This is a genomic window from Salinarimonas sp. (assembly GCF_046292825.1).
Taxonomy (GTDB): Bacteria; Pseudomonadota; Alphaproteobacteria; order Rhizobiales; family Beijerinckiaceae; genus Salinarimonas.
In genome coordinates this window covers 26346-45119 of record NZ_JBKBQG010000007.1, presented here as the reverse complement: position 1 = coordinate 45119, position 18774 = coordinate 26346, and the positions used below count along the sequence as shown (strand labels likewise).

The window sequence follows — 18774 nt, the reverse complement described above, 5'->3', positions numbered from 1 at the left end:
GCGTCGCGAGAAGCGACGTTCCGACCGACGCCCCGGACGACGCGACGCATCCGCCCGCTCGCGCGTGCGCTGCAACCTTTGCCCCGATCGCGCATTGGACAGGGGTTCCGCGCCGAGCAGCCGAGCGACCGAGGGGGCGATCTTCATGAGTGGCGAGCACGCTGGGCGTGCCATCGGCGGGATCGCCTATACGAGCGTTGCGCAGGCGGTGAAGGTCACGCTCGGCTTCATGTCGACCGTTCTCCTGACGCGCCTCCTCGCGCCCGAGGATTTCGGGCTCGTCGCGATGGTCATGCCGGTCGTGGCGCTCGCGATGCTCGCTCAGGATTTCGGCCTCTCGCAGGTGACGATCCAGGCCGAGCGCATCGAGAACAGCGAGGTGTCGACCCTCTTCTGGATCGGCCTCCTCGTCAGCGTCCTCCTCGCGGGGGGCATCGCGGCGAGCGCGTCCTTCGTGGCGCAGTTCTACGGCGAGCCGCGGGCGATGCCGCTCCTCCTCGCCTTCTCGGGCCTCGTCGTCGTCTGGGGCGTCAGCTCGCAGCCGGTCGCGCTCCTGACGCGGCACATGCGCTTCAAGGCGCTCGCGGCGATCGACATCGGCGCGGCGCTCGCTGGCTTCGCCGTAGGCATCGCGATCGCCTATGTCTGGCGCACCTATTGGGCGCTCTTCGCCGCCGCTCTGTGCGTCGCGTTCACGACCGCGGCGGGGAGCTGGATCGCGAGCCGCTTCCGCCCCACCCGCCCGCAGGGCAGCGGGACGTTGAAGCGCCAGCTGCAATTCGGCGGCAGCGTCTCCGGCTTCAACTTCATGAACTTCTTCGCCCGCAATCTCGATGCGGTGCTCATCGGGCGCGTGCACGGGCCGGCCGCGCTCGGCCTCTACGAGCGCGCCTACAAGCTCCTCCTGTTCCCGCTCCAGCAGGTCACGATCCCGCTCGCGCGGGTGATGGTCCCCCTGCTCTCGCGGCGGCAATCGGATCCGGAGGGCTATCGGCGCGGCTATTTCGACTGCGTCGGCGCGCTCCTCCTCCTCGTGCACCCGGGGGTGCTGACCGCGATCGTGTTCGCGCCCGCGGCCTTCGCCGTGGTGCTCGGGCCGCAATGGGTCGAGGCGGCGCCGATCTTCCAATGGCTCGGCCTCGCGGGCCTGCACCAGGCCGCGACCCAGACGGCCGGCTGGCTGTTCCTGAGCCAGGCGCGCGGGCGCGATTATCTCGTGCTCGGCGCGCTCGGCTCGGCGATCACGGTGGGCGCGATCGTGGTCGGGCTGCCCGGCGGGCCGCTCGGGGTCGCGACCGCCTACGCGATCTCCGAGCTCGTGCTCAAGGTCCCGCTCATCCTCGCGATCGCCGGACGCAGCGGGCCGGTGCGCACGCGCCATCTGATCGCGAGCTTCGGCCCGCATCTGATCGCGCTCCTCGTCGCGGCCGGGGTCCTGTTCGCCGCGGACGCGCAGCTCTCGGTCATCGGGATCGAGGCGCTCGTCGCGCTGACGATCCTCTCCTACCTCGCCTATGGCGCCACGCTCCTCGTCTTTCCCGCCAAGAGGCGCCTCCTCGCCGAGCTCTTCGGCCGAGCGCGCGCGGCGCTGGCGCGGCGGGGCTCTTCGGCACGCGCCATTCCCGAACGAACGACGACGAGACCACGCCGGAGGTCGTGATGAACTACCGCTCCATCGCCGACATGAACGACACGATCATGCGCAACCTGCCGCGCCTGCCGCGCGACATCGATCTCGTCGTGGGCGTGCCGCGCAGCGGGCTGCTCGCCGGCAATCTCCTGTGCCTCGCGCTCAACATCGCGCTGACCGACGTCGAGGGCTTTCTCGAGGGCCGCGTCCTCGCCGCCGGCAAGACGCGCCGCACCGCGCGCCTCGACCGCGACCCCGCCGCGCTCAAGCGCGTCCTCGTGATCGACGACAGCATCTATCGCGGCAACGCCATGGAGGAGGTGCGCCGACGCATCGAGGCCGCGGCGCCGGAGGCCGAGATCACCTATTGCGCCGTCTACGGCAACGAGACGAGCCATCCGGCGGTCGACATCGTGCTCGAGGCCGTGCCGCAGCCGCGGATGTTCCAGTGGAACGTCTTCCACCATGCCAGCCTCGAACATTGCTGCGTGGACATCGACGGGGTGCTCTGCTGCGATCCGACGCACGAGGAGAACGACGACGGCGAGCGCTACCGGCGCTTCCTCGCCGAGACGGCGCCGATGCTGGTGCCGTCCAAACCCCTCGGCTGGCTGGTGACGAGCCGCCTCGAGAAATACCGCGCCGAGACCGAGGACTGGCTGGCGAAGGCCGGGATCTCCTATCGCGAGCTGATCATGCTCGATCTCCCGGGCGCCGAGGCGCGGCGGCAGGCGCGCGCGCACGGCAGCTTCAAGGGGGAGGTCTACCGCGCGCTCGACGCGCTCCTGTTCATCGAGAGCGAATTGGAACAGGCGGAGGAGATCGCGCGGCTGTCCGGCAAGCCGGTCCTGTGCATCGAGACCCACCATGTCGTGATGCCGGAGCCCTCGCTGCTCGCGACCCGACAGGCGCTGCGCGCCCTGCCGCGCCGCCGCCGCCTCGCCGAGAGCCCGCCCGTCCTCAACCTCGCCGTCCGCTCGCTCCTCGGAGAGCGCGCCTATGGCGGGCTGCGGGCGCTGGTGAAGGGGCGCGCGGGCGGTTGAGAACGCGCCGGCAGCAATCCCGGCCACGGGCGCCTGTCGAGACCGTGGCGGGAACCACATCGCTCACCCGTCGGTTACCCGAGCGGCGCCGATGCCCGGTGGGTCCGCCCCCCGGGCTCGCATGCCGGTCGCGAATCTCGGTCGCCCATCCACCGACATCGCCAGCGAGCACGCCCCGCACGCGACACAGACGGCCTCGCGCGGATCGGGGCCGCGGAGTTTCGAAACGATGAGAATCCTCTTCGTCACCGCGCACGCGCACATGCCCCAGATGGTCGGCGGGTCGCAGAGCTCGACGCACGAACTCGCGCTGCATCTCGCCGGGAAGGGCCATGCCGTCGCCGTGCTCTCGGCGCTCTGGGGGCAGGGCTGGATCGGCTGGCGCGGCCGCATCCAGATGAAGCTCCTGCGCCGCAAGGTCGCTCACGACACGCTGCTCGGCTACGATTGCTTCAGGAAATGGCGCGTTTGGGAGGACGTCGAGGCCGTCACCGACCGCTTTTCGCCCGACGTCGCGGTCGTCATGGCGATGAACCCGGTGCCGTCGGCGCGCGCGCTCATCGCCGCCGGCATCCCCACCGCGGTCTATTTCAGGGACGTCGATTTCGACAAGCTCGGCGGCGATCCGCGCGAGCTCGACGGGGCGGTGTTCGTCGCCAACTCGGAATTCACGGCGGCGCGCTTCGCCGAGGCCTTCGGGCTCGACTGCGTCGTCGTGCCCCCGCTCTTCGATCCGAGCCGCTACCGCACCGAGCGCACGGAGGGGGGACGCGTCACCTTCATCAATCCCCATCCCCTGAAGGGCAGCCCGCTCGCCTTCGCCATCGCCGAGCGCTGCCCGCAGATCCCCTTCCAATTCGTCGAATCCTGGCCGCTCGACGAGACGGCGCGGGCCGAGATCGAGGCCCGCACGCGGGGCACGAACGTCACGTTCCTGCGCCGGACCTCCGACATGAAGACGATCTATGCGCAGACGCGCATCCTCCTCGCACCGAGCCGCTGGGAGGAGGCGTGGGGGCGCGTCGCGACGGAAGCCCAGTTCAGCGGCATTCCGGTCGTCGCGAGCGACATCGGCGGGTTGCCGGAGGCGGTGGGGCCCGGCGGCATCCTCGTCTCGCCCGACGCGCCGGCGGACGCGTGGGCGGCCGCGCTGACGCGGCTGTGGGAGGACCGCGCGTATTATGCGGACCTCTCGGCCGCGGCCTTGCGCCATTCCGAGCGCCCCGCGCTCGATGCCGACACGCAGGCGGCCACCCTGATCGCCCATTTCAAGCGGGCGGTGGCGGGCGGATCCGCCCTTGCGCGCGCCCCGGTCGATCGTGCGAGCGGGATCGCCTCGGTCCAGGCCGGCCGTTGATCGACCGGGCGGCGAGCGTCGCGGGCGGAGCCGCCGTGGAACGTCCCGCACCTCAGGACGTTTGAGTGCGGTGCGGGAGGGTCCCGCTCGGGCCCGCGAACGCTCCGGCGCCTGGCGCGCCGTCAGGCGTGCGCCCCCTGCGGCACGCAATCCTGCGCATCTCGACACCCGACGCTTTAAGGACACCCATGCCGTTCATCGACGAAGGCCGCCCCGGAGACGAGCCCCGCCTGCGGATCGACGTGCCGGCGATCGTGGGCTTCCTGCGTCGGCGGGTGGCGATCATCGCGGCGGCGATGGCCGTCTGCATCGGGCTCGGCCTCGTCTACGGCTTCACGGCGCAGCCCAAGTTCACGGCCGTGACCGGGCTGATCATCGACGATCCGCAGAACGACGCCGGCCAGCTCGGAACGGGCGCGGCGCCGGCCGCCGAGAGCATGATCGCCATCGAGACGCAGATCCAGATCATCCGCTCGCAGGAGGTGGCGCTCAGCGTCGTCGACGCGCTCGAGCTCCTCGAAGACCCCCGCTTCGTGCCCGATCGCCCCGATGCGCTGACGAGCACCGTCGCCGGCCTGCGCGGTGCCGTCGCCGGCATCGGCGGCCTGTTCCAGTCGGAGCCGGAGGGCGGCGGCGAGGGAACCGCGCTCACTCCGCGCGAGGAGGCGGCTCTCGCCATCCGCCGGGACGTCAGCGTCTATCGGCTCGGCTCCTCGCGCGCGGTCGAGGTGCGCTATCTCGGCACCCATCCCGAAATGTCGGCGGCGATCGCCAACGCCCTGTCCGAGGCCTATGTCCGCAATCGCGTCTCCGCGCGCTTCGACGCCGCCGAGAACGCGGCCGATTGGTTGCGCGACCGCATCTCCGAGCTGCAGGCCCGCTTCGGCGAGACGGCCCGGCAGGTCCAGGCCTTCCGCGCCGAGAACCAGATCATCGACACGGGCGGCGGGCGCGGCCTCGTCACCCAGCAGGCCCTCTCGGAGGTGAACCAGCGCCTCGTCGCGGCGGCGTCCCAGGCCGCCGAGGCGCAGGCGCGGGTCGCGCGCGTCGAGGCCGCCCTGCAGAGCGAGAACCTCGCCGTCGACGCGCTCGATGCGGGCGAGAGCGCCCTCGTCGCCGAATTGCGCGCGCGCTGGATCGAGCTCGCCGGCGAGGAAGCCGATCGCGCGACGCGGCTCGCCGAAGGCAGCCCCGCGCTCGAGGCGATCCGCCGCGATCGCCTGCGCACGGAGGAGGCGATCCGCGCCGAGCTGCGCCGGGTCGGCTCGCGCCTCGCGACCGAGGCCGAGGTGGCGCGCGCGCGCCAGCAGGACCTCCAGGACGAGCTCGCCCGTCTCATCGCCCGCGTGCACCAGACCGACGAGGCGAGCGTGCTCCTCCAGCAGCTCGAGAGCGAGGCGGAGGTGCTGCAAGCGGCGCTCGAGAGCTATCTGCGCCGCTATACCGAGGTCATCCAGCAGCAGAGCGCGCCCTTCCTCACCGCGCGCGTCATCTCCCCCGCGCTCGTGCCGACGGCGCCGTCGAGTCCGCGCCGGGCGCTGATCCTGATCCTCGCCACCCTGATCGGCGGCGGGCTCGGCCTCGCCCTCGCGATCGTCGCCGAGAGCCTCGACCGCTCGGTGCGTCTGCCGGCCCATCTCGCGGCGGCGGGGATCGCGCCGCTCGGCGTCGTGCCGGCGGTCGCGCGCGACAAGGGCTTCGTCGGCGCCGCGACGAGCGGCCTCGGCTACGCCGTCGCGGCACCGGGCACGCCCTTCGCGAACGGGCTCCGACGGGTGAAGGCGGAGATCGCCCGCGACCTGCCGACCGGCCGGGGCACCGTGATCGGCGTCGCCTCGCTCACGCCGGGCGAAGGCACCTCGACGATCGCGGGCAATCTCGGGCGGCTGTTCGCGCTCGGCGGCCACGTGACGCTTCTCGTCGACGCCAACCTGCACACGCGCACGCTGTCCAGCGCCGAGGCCGAGGACGAGCCGATGCGCCGCCTCTCCGCTTTGGGCAGCGAGGACCTGATCAAGCGGCTGTGGGACCCGACCGAGAACGACCCGAACGCCACCCCGAGCGCCGCCGACCTGTTCGCCTCGCAGCGCATGCGTGCCTTCCTCGACGACGCCCGCAAGCGCAACGAGGTGGTCATCCTCGACCTTCCGGCGCTCGAGGCGGTGCCGGACGCCAACGCGGTGGCGCCGCTCCTCGATTCGATGATCCTGGTGACGGATTGGGGCCGCACCAGCCGTCCCGCGCTCGCGGAAGCCGCCGACGGCCTGCGCCGCAACGGCGCCACCATCGCCGGCGGCATCCTCAACAAGGCGCGCCTGCGCGCCATGCGCGCCCACGGCTACCGCCCGACCGACCAGGGCTACGGCCAATACCCCGCAAGCAAGGCCGCCTGAGGGAGCGACGGCGCTCCTGTCGCCGGCAAACAGGCGGCACGTCCGCTGAGGCACTCCTGCGTGTCATTCCCGGCCGGAGCACGCGCAGCGTGCGCAGGGGAAGGGGACCCAGCATCAAGACGTGTGCGGAGCACACTATCGTGCCGCCGACCAGGCGGCTTGGCGCCCCGATAAGTGCTTGCTGCGCAAGCGATTCTCGTGCTGGGTCCCCTTCCCCTCCGGGCGCAAGCGTCCTCCGGCCGGGGATGACACCCCTGGAGCCGCTCACCCGTGTCGTACCCCTGTCGGCGCGACTGACTCGATGACGACCGTGGGGCCTTATGGACCCGCACGAGCCCTCACGCCGGCTTCGCGGCGCGGGCCTCTCCGGCCTGCTCGAGCGTCTCCAGCAGCGTGCGCGTGTCGTCCTGGTCGACGAAGGCGCCGGGCGGGCGGGCGAGGAGGCGCTCGCGCCGGGCGACGTAGGCGGCGGGGTCGAAGCCCTCGACGAGGGCGCAGGCGGCCTCGATCGGCGGCTCGGGCAGCACGAGCCCCAGATCGTCGGCGACCACCCGGCGCCCGACCTCCGTACCCTCTCGCGCGAGCGTCGGCGCACCGAAATAGCCGCCTTCGTAGAGGCGGTTGGGGAGGAGCCAATCGGAATTCGCGCCTGCATCGGTATAGTCGAGCGCCCAGGTGTAGTGGACGCCGCCATAGAGATCGGCGAGGTCGTCTGGGCTCGCATAGGGGCCCTCGAAGACGAGGTTCGCGCAGCGCGCCTGGGCGGCGGCGAGGCGCTCGCGGGAGATGTCCTCCTCGGCGAGCTTGCCGCGCAGCAGGATGCGCACCCGCGGCCCGAGCCGCGCGGCGATCTCCTCGAGGAGATCGAGGCTGCGCGCGCAGCGCAGCACGCCGAACCAGCCGATGACGACCGGCCCCTCGAGCGGCGGATGGCGCAGGATGCGTGCGAACCGCTCCGGGGCCGCCGCGATGCGAGAGGCCGGGATCTTGTTCTCGAGGAGCCGCCAGGGCCCGCGATAGTCCTGGACCGGCTCGAAATAGCGCGAGACGAAGGCCGGCGCGCTCACCACGAGGCAATCCGAATGCGCGAGCGCCCGGCGCTCGGCGGCGCGGAAGGCGCGCCCCACCGCGTCCTCGCGCAGGAAGACGCGCTGCACGTCGAGCACCTCGTAGGCCAGCGTCGCCCGCGAGCCCGTCAGGCGTTTGGCCGCGAGCGCGAGCGCCATCATGTCGATGTTGCGCGCATAGATCACCCGCGCCTCGCGCAGAGCCTTCGCGTGGCGCAGGATCCGCGGCAGCGCCGCCGCGAGCCGGGGCAGCCGGCGCGCGTAGTTGCGATCGCGCGTCGTGCCGAGGGGCACGTCCTGCCAGATGATCTCCGGCGCCCGCGCGTCCTCCGGGCGCGGTCGCGCGAAGGTGAAGCCGACGACGTGGCGACCGGCGTCGCGAAAGCCCGCGATGCGCTTGCGCACGGTGCTCTCGTGCGCGTCGTGCGCGAAGACCGCGACGATCGGCGCCTTCCCGCTCATCGGCCGGGCTCCGATCGGGCCGGATCGGCGACGCGCGGCGTCTCGATCCGCGGCGCGGCGTATTCGCGCGCCTCGTGGCCGAAGGCGCTGGCGACGAGGCCCGCGCCGCGCGCGATCGTGAACAGGCGCGCGACGAGCCGGCTCCTGTCGCGCCAGCCCCCCGCGAGCCCCGTGCCGGCGAGACGCGCCCCGCCTCCGCCGATCCGCACGAGACCGCGCGCGAGCGCCGTCGCGCGGCCCCTCGGCGAGCCGTAGGCGCTCGCCTGGGTGCGGGCCTCGAGGGCGCCGGTCCGGTACCAGCGCCGCACGAGCCAGGCGAGCGCGACGCGGCGGGCGGGCACCCATTCGTGGACGATCGCGTCGTGCGCGATCGCGATCCGCCAGCCGCGCGCCTTCAGCGCCCGGAACAAGGCGGTGTCCTCCCCGCCGAGCTCGTCGTAGGCGGGATCGAAGACGACGCCCTCCGCGAAGAGCGCCGCGCTTACGAGGATCACGTTGTTGGTGCGGCCCTCGGCGGCGAATTCGGCGTCGGGCGGGTCGCAATCGGCGAAGAAGCCGCCGCGCAGGGCCCATTCGGGCGGGCGCTCCTCGAAGAGCGGATGGACGGGCCCGATCGCCGCGGGCGCGCCGGTGCGCACGAGCGCGGCGCGCAAGCCCGCGAGCCAGGAGGGCGTCGCGACCTCGTCGTCGTCGATGAAGGCGATCGCCTCCTCGCCGCCCGCGCGGGCGGCGGCGAGCGCCGCGTTGCGGGCGCGCGAGAGACCCTTCGCCGGCTCGTGCACGCAGGTCACCCGAAACCGGCTCGTCGCCGCGTGAGCCGCGACGACGGGGTGCGCCGAGGCGCTCGCGGCATTGTCGACGACGACGATCCGGACGGCCGCGTCGGGCAGTCCCGGCGTCTCGAGCCGCTCGAGCGAGGCGAGGCAGCGCGCGAGGCTCTGCGGGCGCTCGTAGCTGCACACGCAGATCGCGACCGAGCGCGGCGCGCAGGCGGCCCCGCTCATCGCTCGCGCCCGCACACGATCGATTCCGGGAACTGGCAATCGTCGCCGGGCGCCGTGAAGGCGACGCGCTCCACCACCATCGTCGGCGGCGTGTCCTGTTCCTCGAAGCGGCCGAGCCAGGGATCGTAGCGGGCGCGGCCGCTGTAGAGGACGATGTAGATCTTGCCCGGCGCCTGCGGGATGCGCGCCGCGTCCGTGATCTCGCCCACCTGCTCGCCGTCGACGAAGAAGCGGACGGCGTCCTGCGTCCACTCGAAGGCGTAGTCGCGGAACTCGGCGGAGACGTCGAAATCGACGTCGAGCCTGATCGCGCCGTCGCCGTCCGAGCCGTCCCGCCAGCTGTTGAGTTCGACCGTGCGGGTGCGCGCGCCGGGCAACTCGATGTCGATCTCGTCGTGTGGGTCGCCGAAATAAGGACCCGTATAGGTGAAGAAGGCGCTCATCAGGCCGCTGCCTTCGGCGGCGCGCAGGCGCGCCTCGAAGACGCCGTGGTGGAAGAGCTCGACCGACTGGACCTGCGCGCACATGAATTCGCGCTCGGCGGTCGGCCTGCGCTCGATGCGGAATTCGAGCGTGTCGCCCACCTTGCGCAGCGCGTCGGCGCTCCAGGCGCAATCGAAATCGGGCGTGTCCACCCACCCGTCCGCGACGAACCAACGCTCCCGATCGAGCCGCTCGTCCGCGAAGGTCTCGAGGAAGGAGCCGCCCGTGCGCGTCGCTTCGTCGCGGGCGAGAGCCGGGGCGGAGACGACGGTGACGAGCGCGAGCGCGAGGCAGGTCGTACGCGAGATCGGGATTCGCATGCAGTCCGTCTCCATTCGAAAACAAGGGAAAATGCCGCCGGAAGGCGCAGCGCATCGGCAAAACGTGAGAGGCGGCGTTTCGATCCCGCGGCGATTCCCCTGTTTCCGCGTCAGGCGAACCATTCCGGCAGGTCGACGTTTCGGCTCCCGTCCGTGGTCTGCAGATGCCACCGCGTGATCATCACCGATCGACGACTGCCACCGGGGAGCGCTTCGTGCTCGAAATCGCCGCACTCTTCGTCGCGCTCGCCGCGGCCTCCACGATCTCGCTGTATCGCCTCGCGCTGCGGCGCCTCGCCGAGGGGACGCCGGAGATCCGCGCCCCCGAGCGGCGCCGCGTACCGCCCGTCGCCTTCCTCACCTGCACCCGCGCCGACGAGGCCCTCATCGACGACAAGCTCGCCAATCTCGCCGCCTGCCGCGCAGCGGCGCCGGGCAGCCGCGCGCTGCTCTTCGTCGACGGCGGCGAGCCGCCGGCGGGCGCGCCCGAGGGAGTGGAGATCCTCTCCTCCCGGCGTCGCGTCGGCAAGATCGAGGGGCTCAACCGGCTTCTCTCGGAGGCGCGCGCCGAGGTCGCCGTGATGAGCGACGTCAACGTCTTCCTCGATCCCGAGCCCGTGCGCGAGGCGGCGCGGCACTTCGGCGATCCGGAGATCGGCGCCATCCAGCTCGTCGTCGAGAACCGGCAGGAGGTCTCCGAGCTCGCTGGAGCGCTCGGCGGCTACGCGCGCTCCGATCTCGAGACCTCCGCCCTCGAATCGCGGCTCGGCTCGATGGTGCATCTCGACGGCAGCGCCTGCGCGGTGAGGACGAAGCACCTGCGCCGGCTGGAGCCGGGGATGGCGGACGATCAGGCGATCGCCTTCGACGTGCTGCTCGACGGCGGCCGGATCGTGCTCCATCCCGAGCGGGCGGCCTACGAGATCGGGCGCACGAGCCTGCGCTCGGAGATCGCGCGCAAGGTCCGCGTCGCCTGCAATTCCTTCTGCGCCCACCTGCATTTCCGCGAGCGGCTGCACGTGCTGCCCTGGCGGCTGAAACTGTTCTACGTCTTCCACAAGTACCTGCGCTGGCTGCTCCCCTTCCAGCTCGCGCTGCTCGGCCTCCTCCTCTCCGTGATCCTGTGGCGGGCGATGGGCCTGCAGGCTTTCCTCGGAACGACCGTCCTCGGCCTCGCCGTGCTGACGCTCGCGGCCCAGGCGAGCGAGCGGGTGCGCCGGGCCGTGGTCCTCGTCGTCTTCCTCATCGCCTCCGGATGGGGCGTCGCGCGCGCCTGCGCCGGTCGCCGCTTCGTCTCCTGGCAGGGCTCGCGGACGCAGGCGGATCTCGGGATGCCCGACGAGAAGGAGCGCACGGCGTGACGGCGGTCAGCGTCATCGTCGCCGCCCACGACGCGTCCGCCACGATCGGCGCGGCGGTCTCCTCCGCGCTCGGCCAGAGCCTCTCGGATGTCGAGGTGATCGTCGTCGACGACGCCTCGGGCGACGACACCGTCGCCGCCGCGACGCAGGCGGCCGCGGGCGATCCGCGGCTGCGCATCGTCGCGCTCGACCGCAATCGCGGTCCGGCCGGCGCGCGCAACGAAGGGATCGCGCAGGCGCGCGGGCGCTTCGTCGCGGTGCTCGACGCGGACGATGCCTTCGCGCCGACCCGCCTCGAGGCGCTCCTCGCCGTCCTCGACGAAACCGGCGCGGAGATCGCCTGCGACGACCTCCTCCTCGTCGACGGCGATACGGGGGAGGAGCTCGGCCCGATGTTCGGCGATGCCGGCCTGCCGGCCGATCTCGACCTCGCCGCCTTCGCGCTCGCCGACCTGCCGGACCCGCGCGCGCCGCGGCGCGGCTCGGGCTTCCTCAAGCCGGTCGTGTCGCGCGATTTCCTCGGCCGCCACGGCCTCTCCTATCCGGAGACGATGCGTTTCGCGGAGGATTACGCCTTCGCGCTCGCCTGCCTGATCGCGGGCGCGCGCTGGCGCACGATCGGCGCTCCGCTCTACCGCTACGCCGTCCACGGCCGCTCGCTCACCGCCCGCCACGGCGCCGCCGATCTCGAAGCCTTGTGCGCGGCGGACGTCGCCGCGCTCGCGCGGCTCGGCCCGGATTGCCCCCGCGGGACGCGCGAGGCGCTCGGCATGCATCTCTCCGGCGTTCGGCGCCGGGCCGCCTGGGCGCGCTTCGTCGAGGACTACAAGGCCGGCGCCCTGCGCGGTGCGCTGCGCGCCGCGTGCGCCGACGCCGACACGCTCCGGCACGTCGCCGCGCAATGTCTCGGCCACCTGCGCGAGCGCGGCCTGCCGCGGCTGCCCCGCCGCGCAGCCTCCACCGGGACGGGAGCCGGCCGATGAGCGGCGCGCCCGCGGGCGCCGTCGAGAGGCCGCGCGACGACGGCCTCGTCTTCGTCCTCACGCGAACCCATGCCGTCGTCGTGCTCGGTTCCGTCGTCCTCGCGGCGACGGTGCTCCTGCCGATGCTCGAGCGCCTGGCGGCCGTCGCCTTCCTCGGCGCGGGGATGGGCATCGTGTTCCTCGCGCGCGATCGCCTCTCGGCATTCGCCGGCGACGCCACCCTGTTCATGCTGCCGCCTCTGGTGGCGATCCTCTCGGCGGTCACGTCGCTGCACCCGCAGGAGACGCTGTGGTTCGGCGGTCAGTATGCGGTGAGCGCGCTCGTCTTCTACGCGCTCGTCCTGTCCGTGCCGCCGCTCGTCGCCATGCGGATGGCGAGCCTCGCGATCTGCCTCGGGCTCGTGATGAGCCTCCTCTACGGGGAGTACCACCATGTCGGCCACACGGGCGAGATCGCCTTCGTCGGCATCTTCACGAGCAAGAACAACTACTCGCTGATCGTCGGCGTCCTCGTGGTGCTCGGGGCCGGGCAATGCGCGGCGGGAGGGCCGATCGGGCGCGCGATGGGGCTCGCCTTCGTCGCGATCGGCTTCGCCTTCCTCGTCGGCGGGCGCTCGCTCGGGGCGATCGTCGCGGCGAGCGCGGCGGTGGGACTGGCGGTCCTGTTTCTCGGGACGCGCATGTTCAACCGCTCCGTGATCGGGCCGACGATCCTCTTCGCGACGACCCTCGCACTCGCGATCGGCATCTGGATCGCCGCGGAATTCCACCTCATCGCCAGCCGGATGGTCGATCTCGGCCGCGATCCGACGCTGACGGGGCGGACCGTCCTGTGGGATCTCGCCTGGCGCAGCTTCCTCGAACGACCGCTTCTTGGCGTCGGCTACAGGGGCTATTTCGTGCCCCATTATCCGCCGGCCGCGGAGGTGCTCGCCTTCTTCCACATGCCGCCGGACGCCGCCTGGCACCACCACAACGCCTTCTTCGACATCCTCGCGGGGACGGGCCTCCTCGGCGTGACGGCCCATGCGCTGCTGCTGGGGCGCATCCTCCTCCTCTTCGGCCGCGGCATCGCGCGCGAGGCGCTGGGCGCCGTCGACACCGGGATCGTCGCCGTGTTCGCCTATCTCGCGCTGCGCTCGGCGCTGGAGGTGGACTTCACGGGCGAATACGCGCTGGGCCTCTTCCTCTACGCGCTCGTCCACGCGACGCTCGCGCGGCGCACGAGCACGGGCGTCGCGAGCACACGAGGCAATTAATAGAGATTGATGGCGATTCGGTTGCCCGCTCACTAGTCGATTTGGGCGCTTCTTAGGCAACGAAGCTGATTTTACACGCAGATCAACGCGGAGCTCGGCCGTAGAGAGGGGGCGATTGCCCGGATTTGCTGGCGTATTGCCACGCCGTTCCAGGGAACCCGCGAAAGAACTCTTCCCCAATCACAAGAAAAGCAGGATTCGCATCGGAACACCTCAGGGGCTTTCGCGTTCGGAGGCGGAGACCCTTCGGCCGCGCGGCGGCGGCGGGCGGGTCGACGGCGGTCGCAGCGCGATCGCCACGGCTCCCAGAGCACGCTCCAAGAGGTTATCCATGTCGACAGATATCGACCGGCGGAATGCACCGGTCTCGAACGTCGCGGACGTGCTGGCGGCGCCCGCCTACCTGCCGCACTCCCTCGCCGCGATCCTCTTCGCCACTCTCGACATGCTGCTGGCCGTCGGCGCCTTCGGCGTCGCCGACGTCCTCTTCCACACGTTCCTGAGCGATCGCGGGGCGGAGCCCGTCGAGGCGGCGCTCATCGGCGCGCAGGTCGGCGTGCTGGTCGTGGCGGCCGGTGCGCTCATGCGCAGCTATGCGGCGGCCGCCCTGCAGCGCTCCGTCGAGAGCGCCCTCTCCTATCTGCGCGCCTGGCTCGCCGCCTTCTTCGTGCTCGGCTGGATCGCCTTCATGACGCAGGTGACGACGGAGGCTTCGCGCGGGAGCGTGACGCTCGCCTTCGTCATCGGCATTCTCGTGATGCTCCCCATCCGCCACGCCGTTCTCGCCGCCTATCAGCGTCAGGTCCGCGCCATGCGTCTCGCGGTGCGCCGCGTCGTCGTGATCCACGACGGCGACGAGGGCGCCGCCCGCCGCTTCCGGGCGAGCCTGCGGCAGAACGGGGTCGATGCGATCGCGACGCTTCGCTACAGCTCCGGGCCGGACAATCGGCTCGTGGCGGCGTGCCGGCAGACGCTCGCCGAGCGCAAGGCGGAGGCCGTCTATCTCTTCACCCCCTGGCGGGACGCGCCGCGCTTCCGCAGCCTGCGCTCGCAGCTGCGCAAGCTGCCTGTGCCGGTCTACCTCTTCCCCGACGACCACGCCTCCGAGGTCCTGCGCAGCCCCAGCATCGATGCCGGCTTCGCGCGCGGCTACGAGATCCAGCGGGCGCCGCTCGACACGCTCGACCGATTCCTGAAGCGCGTCCTCGACGTCGTCGTCTCGGCGACCATGCTCGTCGTCCTCGCGCCGCTCTTCCTGTGCGTGGCCCTCGCGGTGAAGCTCGATTCGCCCGGACCCGTCTTCTTTCGGCAGACGCGGCGGGGTTTTTCGGGCCGCCCGTTCCAGATCCTGAAATTCCGCTCGATGCGCTGCGCCGAGGACGGCCCGGTGGTGCGCCAGGCCTCGCGCGACGACGACCGGACGACGGCGATCGGCCGCTTCCTGCGCGCGTCGAGCATCGACGAGCTGCCGCAGCTCCTGAACGTGCTCCTCGGCCAGATGTCGCTCGTCGGCCCCCGCCCGCACGCGGTCGCGCACGACGAGTACTACACCCGGCTCATCGAGACCTATGCGGACCGCCACCACGTCAAGCCCGGCCTGACCGGCTGGGCGCAGGTCAACGGCCATCGCGGCGCGACGCCGGAGGTCGGCCACATGCAGGCCCGCGTCGAGCACGATCTGTGGTACATCGACAATTGGTCCCTCTGGCTCGACATCCGCATCATCTTCCGCACCGCTCTGCTCGTGGTGCGCGATCGGAACGCGTATTGAGTCGGGGGCGTGCCACGGCCGGATCGCGATCTCCGCGACGATCGCAGGAGCGACCCGCCGACGCGATCTCCTTGCCCTCGGAGCGCGTGAGTCCTTCGGAGGTTGTCATCCCGGGCCGCGAAGCGGACCCGGGACCCATACCCACGAGGATCGTCCGAGCGCGCATGCCGCGCTCGCTCCGCTCCTTTGCCGCATCGATCGTCGAAGAATCGCAGCCTACAGGCTGCGACTGAAACGTCGCGGATATGGGTCCCGGATCGCCTCCGGCGTCCGGGATGACACCGCAACGGTGTATTCTCGAAATCCTCAGGAACAAGCCGGAGCGCCCGTCACGCCCCGCGCCGCCGCAGGCGGTTCGCGACCGCCTCTCCGCCGTAGCGGAGGGCGAGCGGCCAGGTGGCGGGGTCTCGGCCGAGGCGCGAGGCGGCCTCGCGGCGGCGCCCGGCCTTCGCATCGTCCACCGCATCGAGAAAGCCGCGCGCCCGCGACAGGCCGGCGCGGTATCGCGCGAGCGCGCGCGCCGTCTCGGGCTCGGACGCGGCGTCGGGGCGGCGGGCGACGAGCCGATCGAGCCCGGCCGCGAGCTCGTCGAGCCGCGCCGCCGCGATCCGGTGCGAGAGCGAGCCCGGGCGGGCGCTGTAGCGATATCCGGCGCGCGAGGAGACGACGTAGCGCGCTCCGGCGAGGAGCGCCTCGAGCCAGAACAGGAAATCCTCACCCACGCGCACGGCGGGATCGTAGGCGAGCCGGTGATCCGCGACGAAGCGCGCGCGCACCATCGGCTTGAGGTAGCCCGTGCCGAAACGTCCCGCCATCGGCACGTTGTCGGCGCAATAGGAGACCGGATCGAGCGCGAAGCCGTACGGCGCGGGGCCGGGCGGCAGCGCGCGCGAGACCGGCCGCCCCGCATGATCGAGGCGCAGGAGATCGTCGGCCACGATGTCTGCCCCCGTGAGGCGGGCGAGGTCGAGAAGGTCGCGGGTGCGGGTCGGCTCGAGCGTGTCGTCGGCGTCGAGCACCGCGAGGAAACGCCCGGCGGCGGCGGCGATCGCCGCGTTGCGGGCGCCCGACGGCCCGCCGTTCCGCGCGAGCCGGATCAGCCGGATGCGCGGCTCGTTCTCCGCGAGGCGCGCGACGCGCTCCGCGGTGTCGTCGTCGGAGGCGTCGTCCACGACGATCGCCTCGACCCGCGCCCCCTCCTGGGCCAGCGCCGAACGCAGGGCGTCCTCGATCGTGTCCCCCGCGCGGAAGGCGGGGACGAGGTAGCTCACGTCGATCGCGCCGTCGGTCTCGCTCATGGCCGCGCCGCGCTGTCTCGACGATCGGTCGCGGCGAGGCTCGCCGGAGTGGCGGCCGGCGCGGGCCGGGAGGCGGAGGGGCCGATGCCGAAGGCGCCGATGTCGGGCAGCGGCAGGACGGCCCGGACCGTGTCGCCGGGCAGGACGAGCGTCTTCTCGTCGGCGTCCATCTCGGTCGGGGCGCCGTCGACCATGCGGATGACGGTGAAGATCGGCTCCTGCTCGCTCTGGCGCTCGCGCGCGAGGCTGCGGGCGGGGGCGATCACCTCCGCCTCCTGGACAAGGGCGCTCGCCGTCGCGAAACGCTCGTGCAGCTCCTCGATCGCCCCTTGCGTGTCGCGCAATTCGCGCGAGATTTCGCGGCGGTGGGAGGCGCGCAGCGCGATGACGTTGCGCTCCGCCTGGTTGATGTCGACCTGCGCCCGGATGATCGAGCGGATGATGTCGCCGCGGTCGGATTCGTAGCCCGTCAGGCGCCGCTCCAGGTCGGAGAGGCGCGTCGCGGTGGTCAGGCCGCGCTGGACGAGGTCGCGCACGCTCTCGGTCTCTTCCCGCAGCGACTCGAGCTGGCGCTCCTTGAGCGCCACCTGCTCCTCGAGCTGCTCGACCTGTTCGCGCAGCAGCGTCTCGAGGCGTTGGTTCGCGGCGACCTCCTGCTCGAGCGCCTCGCCCCGCGAGACGAAGATCAGCTCCTCCTCGCGCAGCAGACGGCCGATCGCCGGATCGGCGCGGCGCTCCAGGAGCTCCTCGGGAAAGTCGATCGCGTCGGCCCCGGCGAGCTCCGCCTCCAGCCGAGCGCGGCGCGCGCCGAGCTGATCGAGCTCGAGCGCGACGACGCGCAGCTGCCCGCGTCCGGTGATCGAATCGCGCTCGATCCGCGCGAACGGGTCGGCCGAGCGGCGCATGCCGCCCGCGAGGCTCACCGCCTGGAGGACGGTCAGCGGCGGGCGAAACGGATAGGCCCCCGGCCTGTCGACGGCGCCGGCGACGAAGACCGGGCGCCACTCGGCCACCTCGACCACGGCGCTCGGCGCCTGCAACAGGCTCGCGCTCTCCTTCAACCGCTCGCCGATCGCCGCGCCGATCGCCGTGCGATCCTGCCCCTGCGCCTCGATCGTCCCGATCAGCGGCAGCGCGATCATCCCGTCCGGTCCGACGACGTAGTCGCCCTCGAGCGCCTCCCAGGCGAAGGGCTCGCCGGTCGAGGGGCGCCATTCGAGCACGCGGATGCGCAGGGTGTCGCCGGGGCCGATCTCGGGCGCGCCGACGGGCATCGCCGCCGCCTCGGGGGGCACGAGGAAGGCGGCGAGGAGGAACGGGAGGAAAGCGAGCGAACGGAAGCGCGAATGGCCGGTCATCGATATACCTTCGAACGTGCACGGGCGCGCGGGATCGGGCGCGGACCCGTCTCGCCGCGCTGCATCAACGCGCAGGGCGGCGCATGTATCCACGGCCCGTCTCCGTCCTCGTGCGGCTGGCGTCGGCGCCCTCGAGGGGCGACATTGGGGAGGAGACGCGAACAGGAGACCTCATGGCCGAACCCGGACCCCCGCGCGATCGCGCGGACGATACCCGCCGCATGAAGGCGATCCTCGTCGTCATGACGGCCGTCACGTTCGCGATCGTGCCCTTCATGGTGCCCTTCGACGGCTTCGACCCGGGCCTCTTCCCGGTGCCGCAGGACGATCCGCCGGTCCAGCCAGCCGGCTACGCCTTCGGGATCTGGGGGCCGATCTATGCCTGGCTCGTCGTCTCCGCCGTGTTCGGCCTGTTCGCGCGCGCCGAGGTGCCGGCCTGGGACGCCCCGCGCTGGCCGCTCGTGGCGAGCCTCGCGATCGGCGCGGCCTGGCTGCCGGTGGCGCAGACGAGCCCGGTTCTGGCGACGGTGCTCATCTTCGCGATGCTCCTCCTCGCGCTCGTCGCCCTCTCGCGCACGCCGAGCGCGGATCGCTGGCTCCTGCGCGCGCCGATCGCGCTCTATGCGGGCTGGCTGACGGCGGCCTCGTTCGTGTCGCTCGGGCTGACGGGGGCGGGCTACGGCCTCCTCTTCGGGCAGACGGGCTGGGCCGTCGCGGCGCTCCTCGGCGCGCTCGTCGCGGCGGGGCTCGTGCAATGGCGGCTGCGCCGCATCCCGCTCTACACGCTCGCGATGGTCTGGGCGCTCGTCGCCGTCGCGGTCGCCAATCGAGGCGAGGCCTGGAGCCTCGTCGCGCTGAGCCTCCTCGGCGCGGCCGCCCTCGTGGCGCAGGCCGTGCGCGACCATCGGTCGGGGGCGCGCTAGCCGCCTCCCGCCCGCGCGCGTCGCGATGTCACACCGCCGTCATGGGCCGTCTTTATCGGCCG

Annotated in this window: 14 protein-coding genes; 9 read left to right on the top strand and 5 right to left on the bottom strand. The window is 72.2% G+C overall.

Annotated features, from left to right (window positions below):
- The first annotated feature begins 145 nt into the window (after positions 1-145).
- The 4 genes from ACK4UM_RS05765 to ACK4UM_RS05750 all read left to right on the top strand — a co-directional run bounded on the left by ACK4UM_RS05765 (position 146) and on the right by ACK4UM_RS05750 (position 6423).
- Entirely contained in the window at positions 146-1660 is a 1515-nt protein-coding gene (locus tag ACK4UM_RS05765; RefSeq protein ID WP_409796750.1) for a lipopolysaccharide biosynthesis protein, read from the top strand.
- A complete protein-coding gene (locus ACK4UM_RS05760; RefSeq protein WP_409796748.1) occupies positions 1660-2673 on the top strand; it encodes a phosphoribosyltransferase family protein in 1014 nt (337 codons plus the stop codon). The genes ACK4UM_RS05765 and ACK4UM_RS05760 overlap by 1 nt, the downstream gene beginning before the upstream one ends.
- 229 nt (positions 2674-2902) lie before the next feature.
- The gene (locus ACK4UM_RS05755; RefSeq protein WP_409796746.1) at positions 2903-4030 is read left to right on the top strand and encodes a glycosyltransferase; all 1128 of its coding nucleotides are present in this window, start codon (positions 2903-2905) and stop codon (positions 4028-4030) included.
- Positions 4031-4218: 188 nt separating this feature from the next.
- Positions 4219-6423, top strand: coding sequence for a GumC family protein (locus tag ACK4UM_RS05750; protein ID WP_409796744.1), 2205 nt, complete (start codon positions 4219-4221; stop codon positions 6421-6423).
- A gap of 338 nt (positions 6424-6761) precedes the next feature.
- Here the strand turns inward: ACK4UM_RS05750 and ACK4UM_RS05745 are convergent, their stop codons facing one another.
- From ACK4UM_RS05745 to ACK4UM_RS05735, 3 genes are read right to left on the bottom strand one after another with little or no spacing between them, the layout of a single operon-like run.
- Positions 6762-7952: a glucosyl transferase gene (locus tag ACK4UM_RS05745; RefSeq protein WP_409796742.1), complete on the bottom strand. Its 1191-nt coding sequence runs from the start codon at positions 7950-7952 to the stop codon at positions 6762-6764.
- Positions 7949-8956: a glycosyltransferase family 2 protein gene (locus ACK4UM_RS05740; RefSeq protein ID WP_409796740.1), complete on the bottom strand. Its 1008-nt coding sequence runs from the start codon at positions 8954-8956 to the stop codon at positions 7949-7951. Before ACK4UM_RS05740 ends, ACK4UM_RS05745 begins: the two co-directional genes overlap by 4 nt.
- Complete coding sequence (locus ACK4UM_RS05735; protein WP_409796738.1) at positions 8953-9759, bottom strand: family 16 glycosylhydrolase; 807 nt, start codon at positions 9757-9759, stop codon at positions 8953-8955. Before ACK4UM_RS05735 ends, ACK4UM_RS05740 begins: the two co-directional genes overlap by 4 nt.
- 215 nt (positions 9760-9974) lie before the next feature.
- On the opposite strand from ACK4UM_RS05735, the gene ACK4UM_RS05730 reads away from it, so the two are divergent.
- The 4 genes from ACK4UM_RS05730 (at position 9975) to ACK4UM_RS05715 (ending at position 15133) form a co-directional block, all read left to right on the top strand.
- Complete coding sequence (locus ACK4UM_RS05730; protein WP_409796736.1) at positions 9975-11120, top strand: glycosyltransferase family 2 protein; 1146 nt, start codon at positions 9975-9977, stop codon at positions 11118-11120.
- The gene (locus tag ACK4UM_RS05725; protein WP_409796734.1) at positions 11117-12103 is read left to right on the top strand and encodes a glycosyltransferase family 2 protein; all 987 of its coding nucleotides are present in this window, start codon (positions 11117-11119) and stop codon (positions 12101-12103) included. The genes ACK4UM_RS05730 and ACK4UM_RS05725 overlap by 4 nt, the downstream gene beginning before the upstream one ends.
- Complete coding sequence (locus tag ACK4UM_RS05720) at positions 12100-13362, top strand: O-antigen ligase family protein (protein WP_409796732.1); 1263 nt, start codon at positions 12100-12102, stop codon at positions 13360-13362. Before ACK4UM_RS05725 ends, ACK4UM_RS05720 begins: the two co-directional genes overlap by 4 nt.
- Positions 13363-13693: 331 nt before the next feature.
- On the top strand, positions 13694-15133 hold the full coding sequence (locus tag ACK4UM_RS05715; RefSeq protein ID WP_409796730.1) for an undecaprenyl-phosphate glucose phosphotransferase: 1440 nt from the start codon (positions 13694-13696) through the stop codon (positions 15131-15133).
- A 329-nt stretch (positions 15134-15462) separates the two neighbouring features.
- Here the strand turns inward: ACK4UM_RS05715 and ACK4UM_RS05710 are convergent, their stop codons facing one another.
- Together ACK4UM_RS05710 and ACK4UM_RS05705 are read right to left on the bottom strand one after the other, a co-directional pair.
- The gene (locus ACK4UM_RS05710; protein ID WP_409796728.1) at positions 15463-16431 is read right to left on the bottom strand and encodes a glycosyltransferase family 2 protein; all 969 of its coding nucleotides are present in this window, start codon (positions 16429-16431) and stop codon (positions 15463-15465) included.
- Positions 16428-17789, bottom strand: a complete 1362-nt coding sequence (locus tag ACK4UM_RS05705) for a polysaccharide biosynthesis/export family protein (RefSeq protein WP_409796726.1) — start codon at positions 17787-17789, stop codon at positions 16428-16430. The genes ACK4UM_RS05710 and ACK4UM_RS05705 overlap by 4 nt, the downstream gene beginning before the upstream one ends.
- Before the next feature lie 173 nt (positions 17790-17962).
- Here ACK4UM_RS05705 and ACK4UM_RS05700 point away from each other — a divergent pair, with 173 nt between their 5' ends.
- Positions 17963-18712, top strand: coding sequence for a hypothetical protein (locus ACK4UM_RS05700; RefSeq protein WP_409796724.1), 750 nt, complete (start codon positions 17963-17965; stop codon positions 18710-18712).
- The last annotated feature ends 62 nt before the right edge of the window (positions 18713-18774 follow it).

Excerpts from the sequence above, each read along its gene's own strand:
- ACK4UM_RS05755 (WP_409796746.1), top strand. The coding sequence starts at position 2,903 with ATGAGAATCCTCTTCGTCACCGCGCACGCGCACATGCCCCAGATGGTC.
- ACK4UM_RS05735 (WP_409796738.1), bottom strand. The coding sequence starts at position 9,759 with ATGCGAATCCCGATCTCGCGTACGACCTGCCTCGCGCTCGCGCTCGTC.
- ACK4UM_RS05715 (WP_409796730.1), top strand. The coding sequence starts at position 13,694 with ATGTCGACAGATATCGACCGGCGGAATGCACCGGTCTCGAACGTCGCG.
- ACK4UM_RS05705 (WP_409796726.1), bottom strand. The coding sequence starts at position 17,789 with ATGACCGGCCATTCGCGCTTCCGTTCGCTCGCTTTCCTCCCGTTCCTC.
- ACK4UM_RS05760 (WP_409796748.1), top strand. The coding sequence starts at position 1,660 with ATGAACTACCGCTCCATCGCCGACATGAACGACACGATCATGCGCAAC.
- ACK4UM_RS05750 (WP_409796744.1), top strand. The coding sequence starts at position 4,219 with ATGCCGTTCATCGACGAAGGCCGCCCCGGAGACGAGCCCCGCCTGCGG.
- ACK4UM_RS05700 (WP_409796724.1), top strand. The coding sequence starts at position 17,963 with ATGGCCGAACCCGGACCCCCGCGCGATCGCGCGGACGATACCCGCCGC.
- ACK4UM_RS05765 (WP_409796750.1), top strand. The coding sequence starts at position 146 with ATGAGTGGCGAGCACGCTGGGCGTGCCATCGGCGGGATCGCCTATACG.
- ACK4UM_RS05745 (WP_409796742.1), bottom strand. The coding sequence starts at position 7,952 with ATGAGCGGGAAGGCGCCGATCGTCGCGGTCTTCGCGCACGACGCGCAC.
- ACK4UM_RS05710 (WP_409796728.1), bottom strand. The coding sequence starts at position 16,431 with ATGAGCGAGACCGACGGCGCGATCGACGTGAGCTACCTCGTCCCCGCC.
- ACK4UM_RS05740 (WP_409796740.1), bottom strand. The coding sequence starts at position 8,956 with ATGAGCGGGGCCGCCTGCGCGCCGCGCTCGGTCGCGATCTGCGTGTGC.
- ACK4UM_RS05720 (WP_409796732.1), top strand. The coding sequence starts at position 12,100 with ATGAGCGGCGCGCCCGCGGGCGCCGTCGAGAGGCCGCGCGACGACGGC.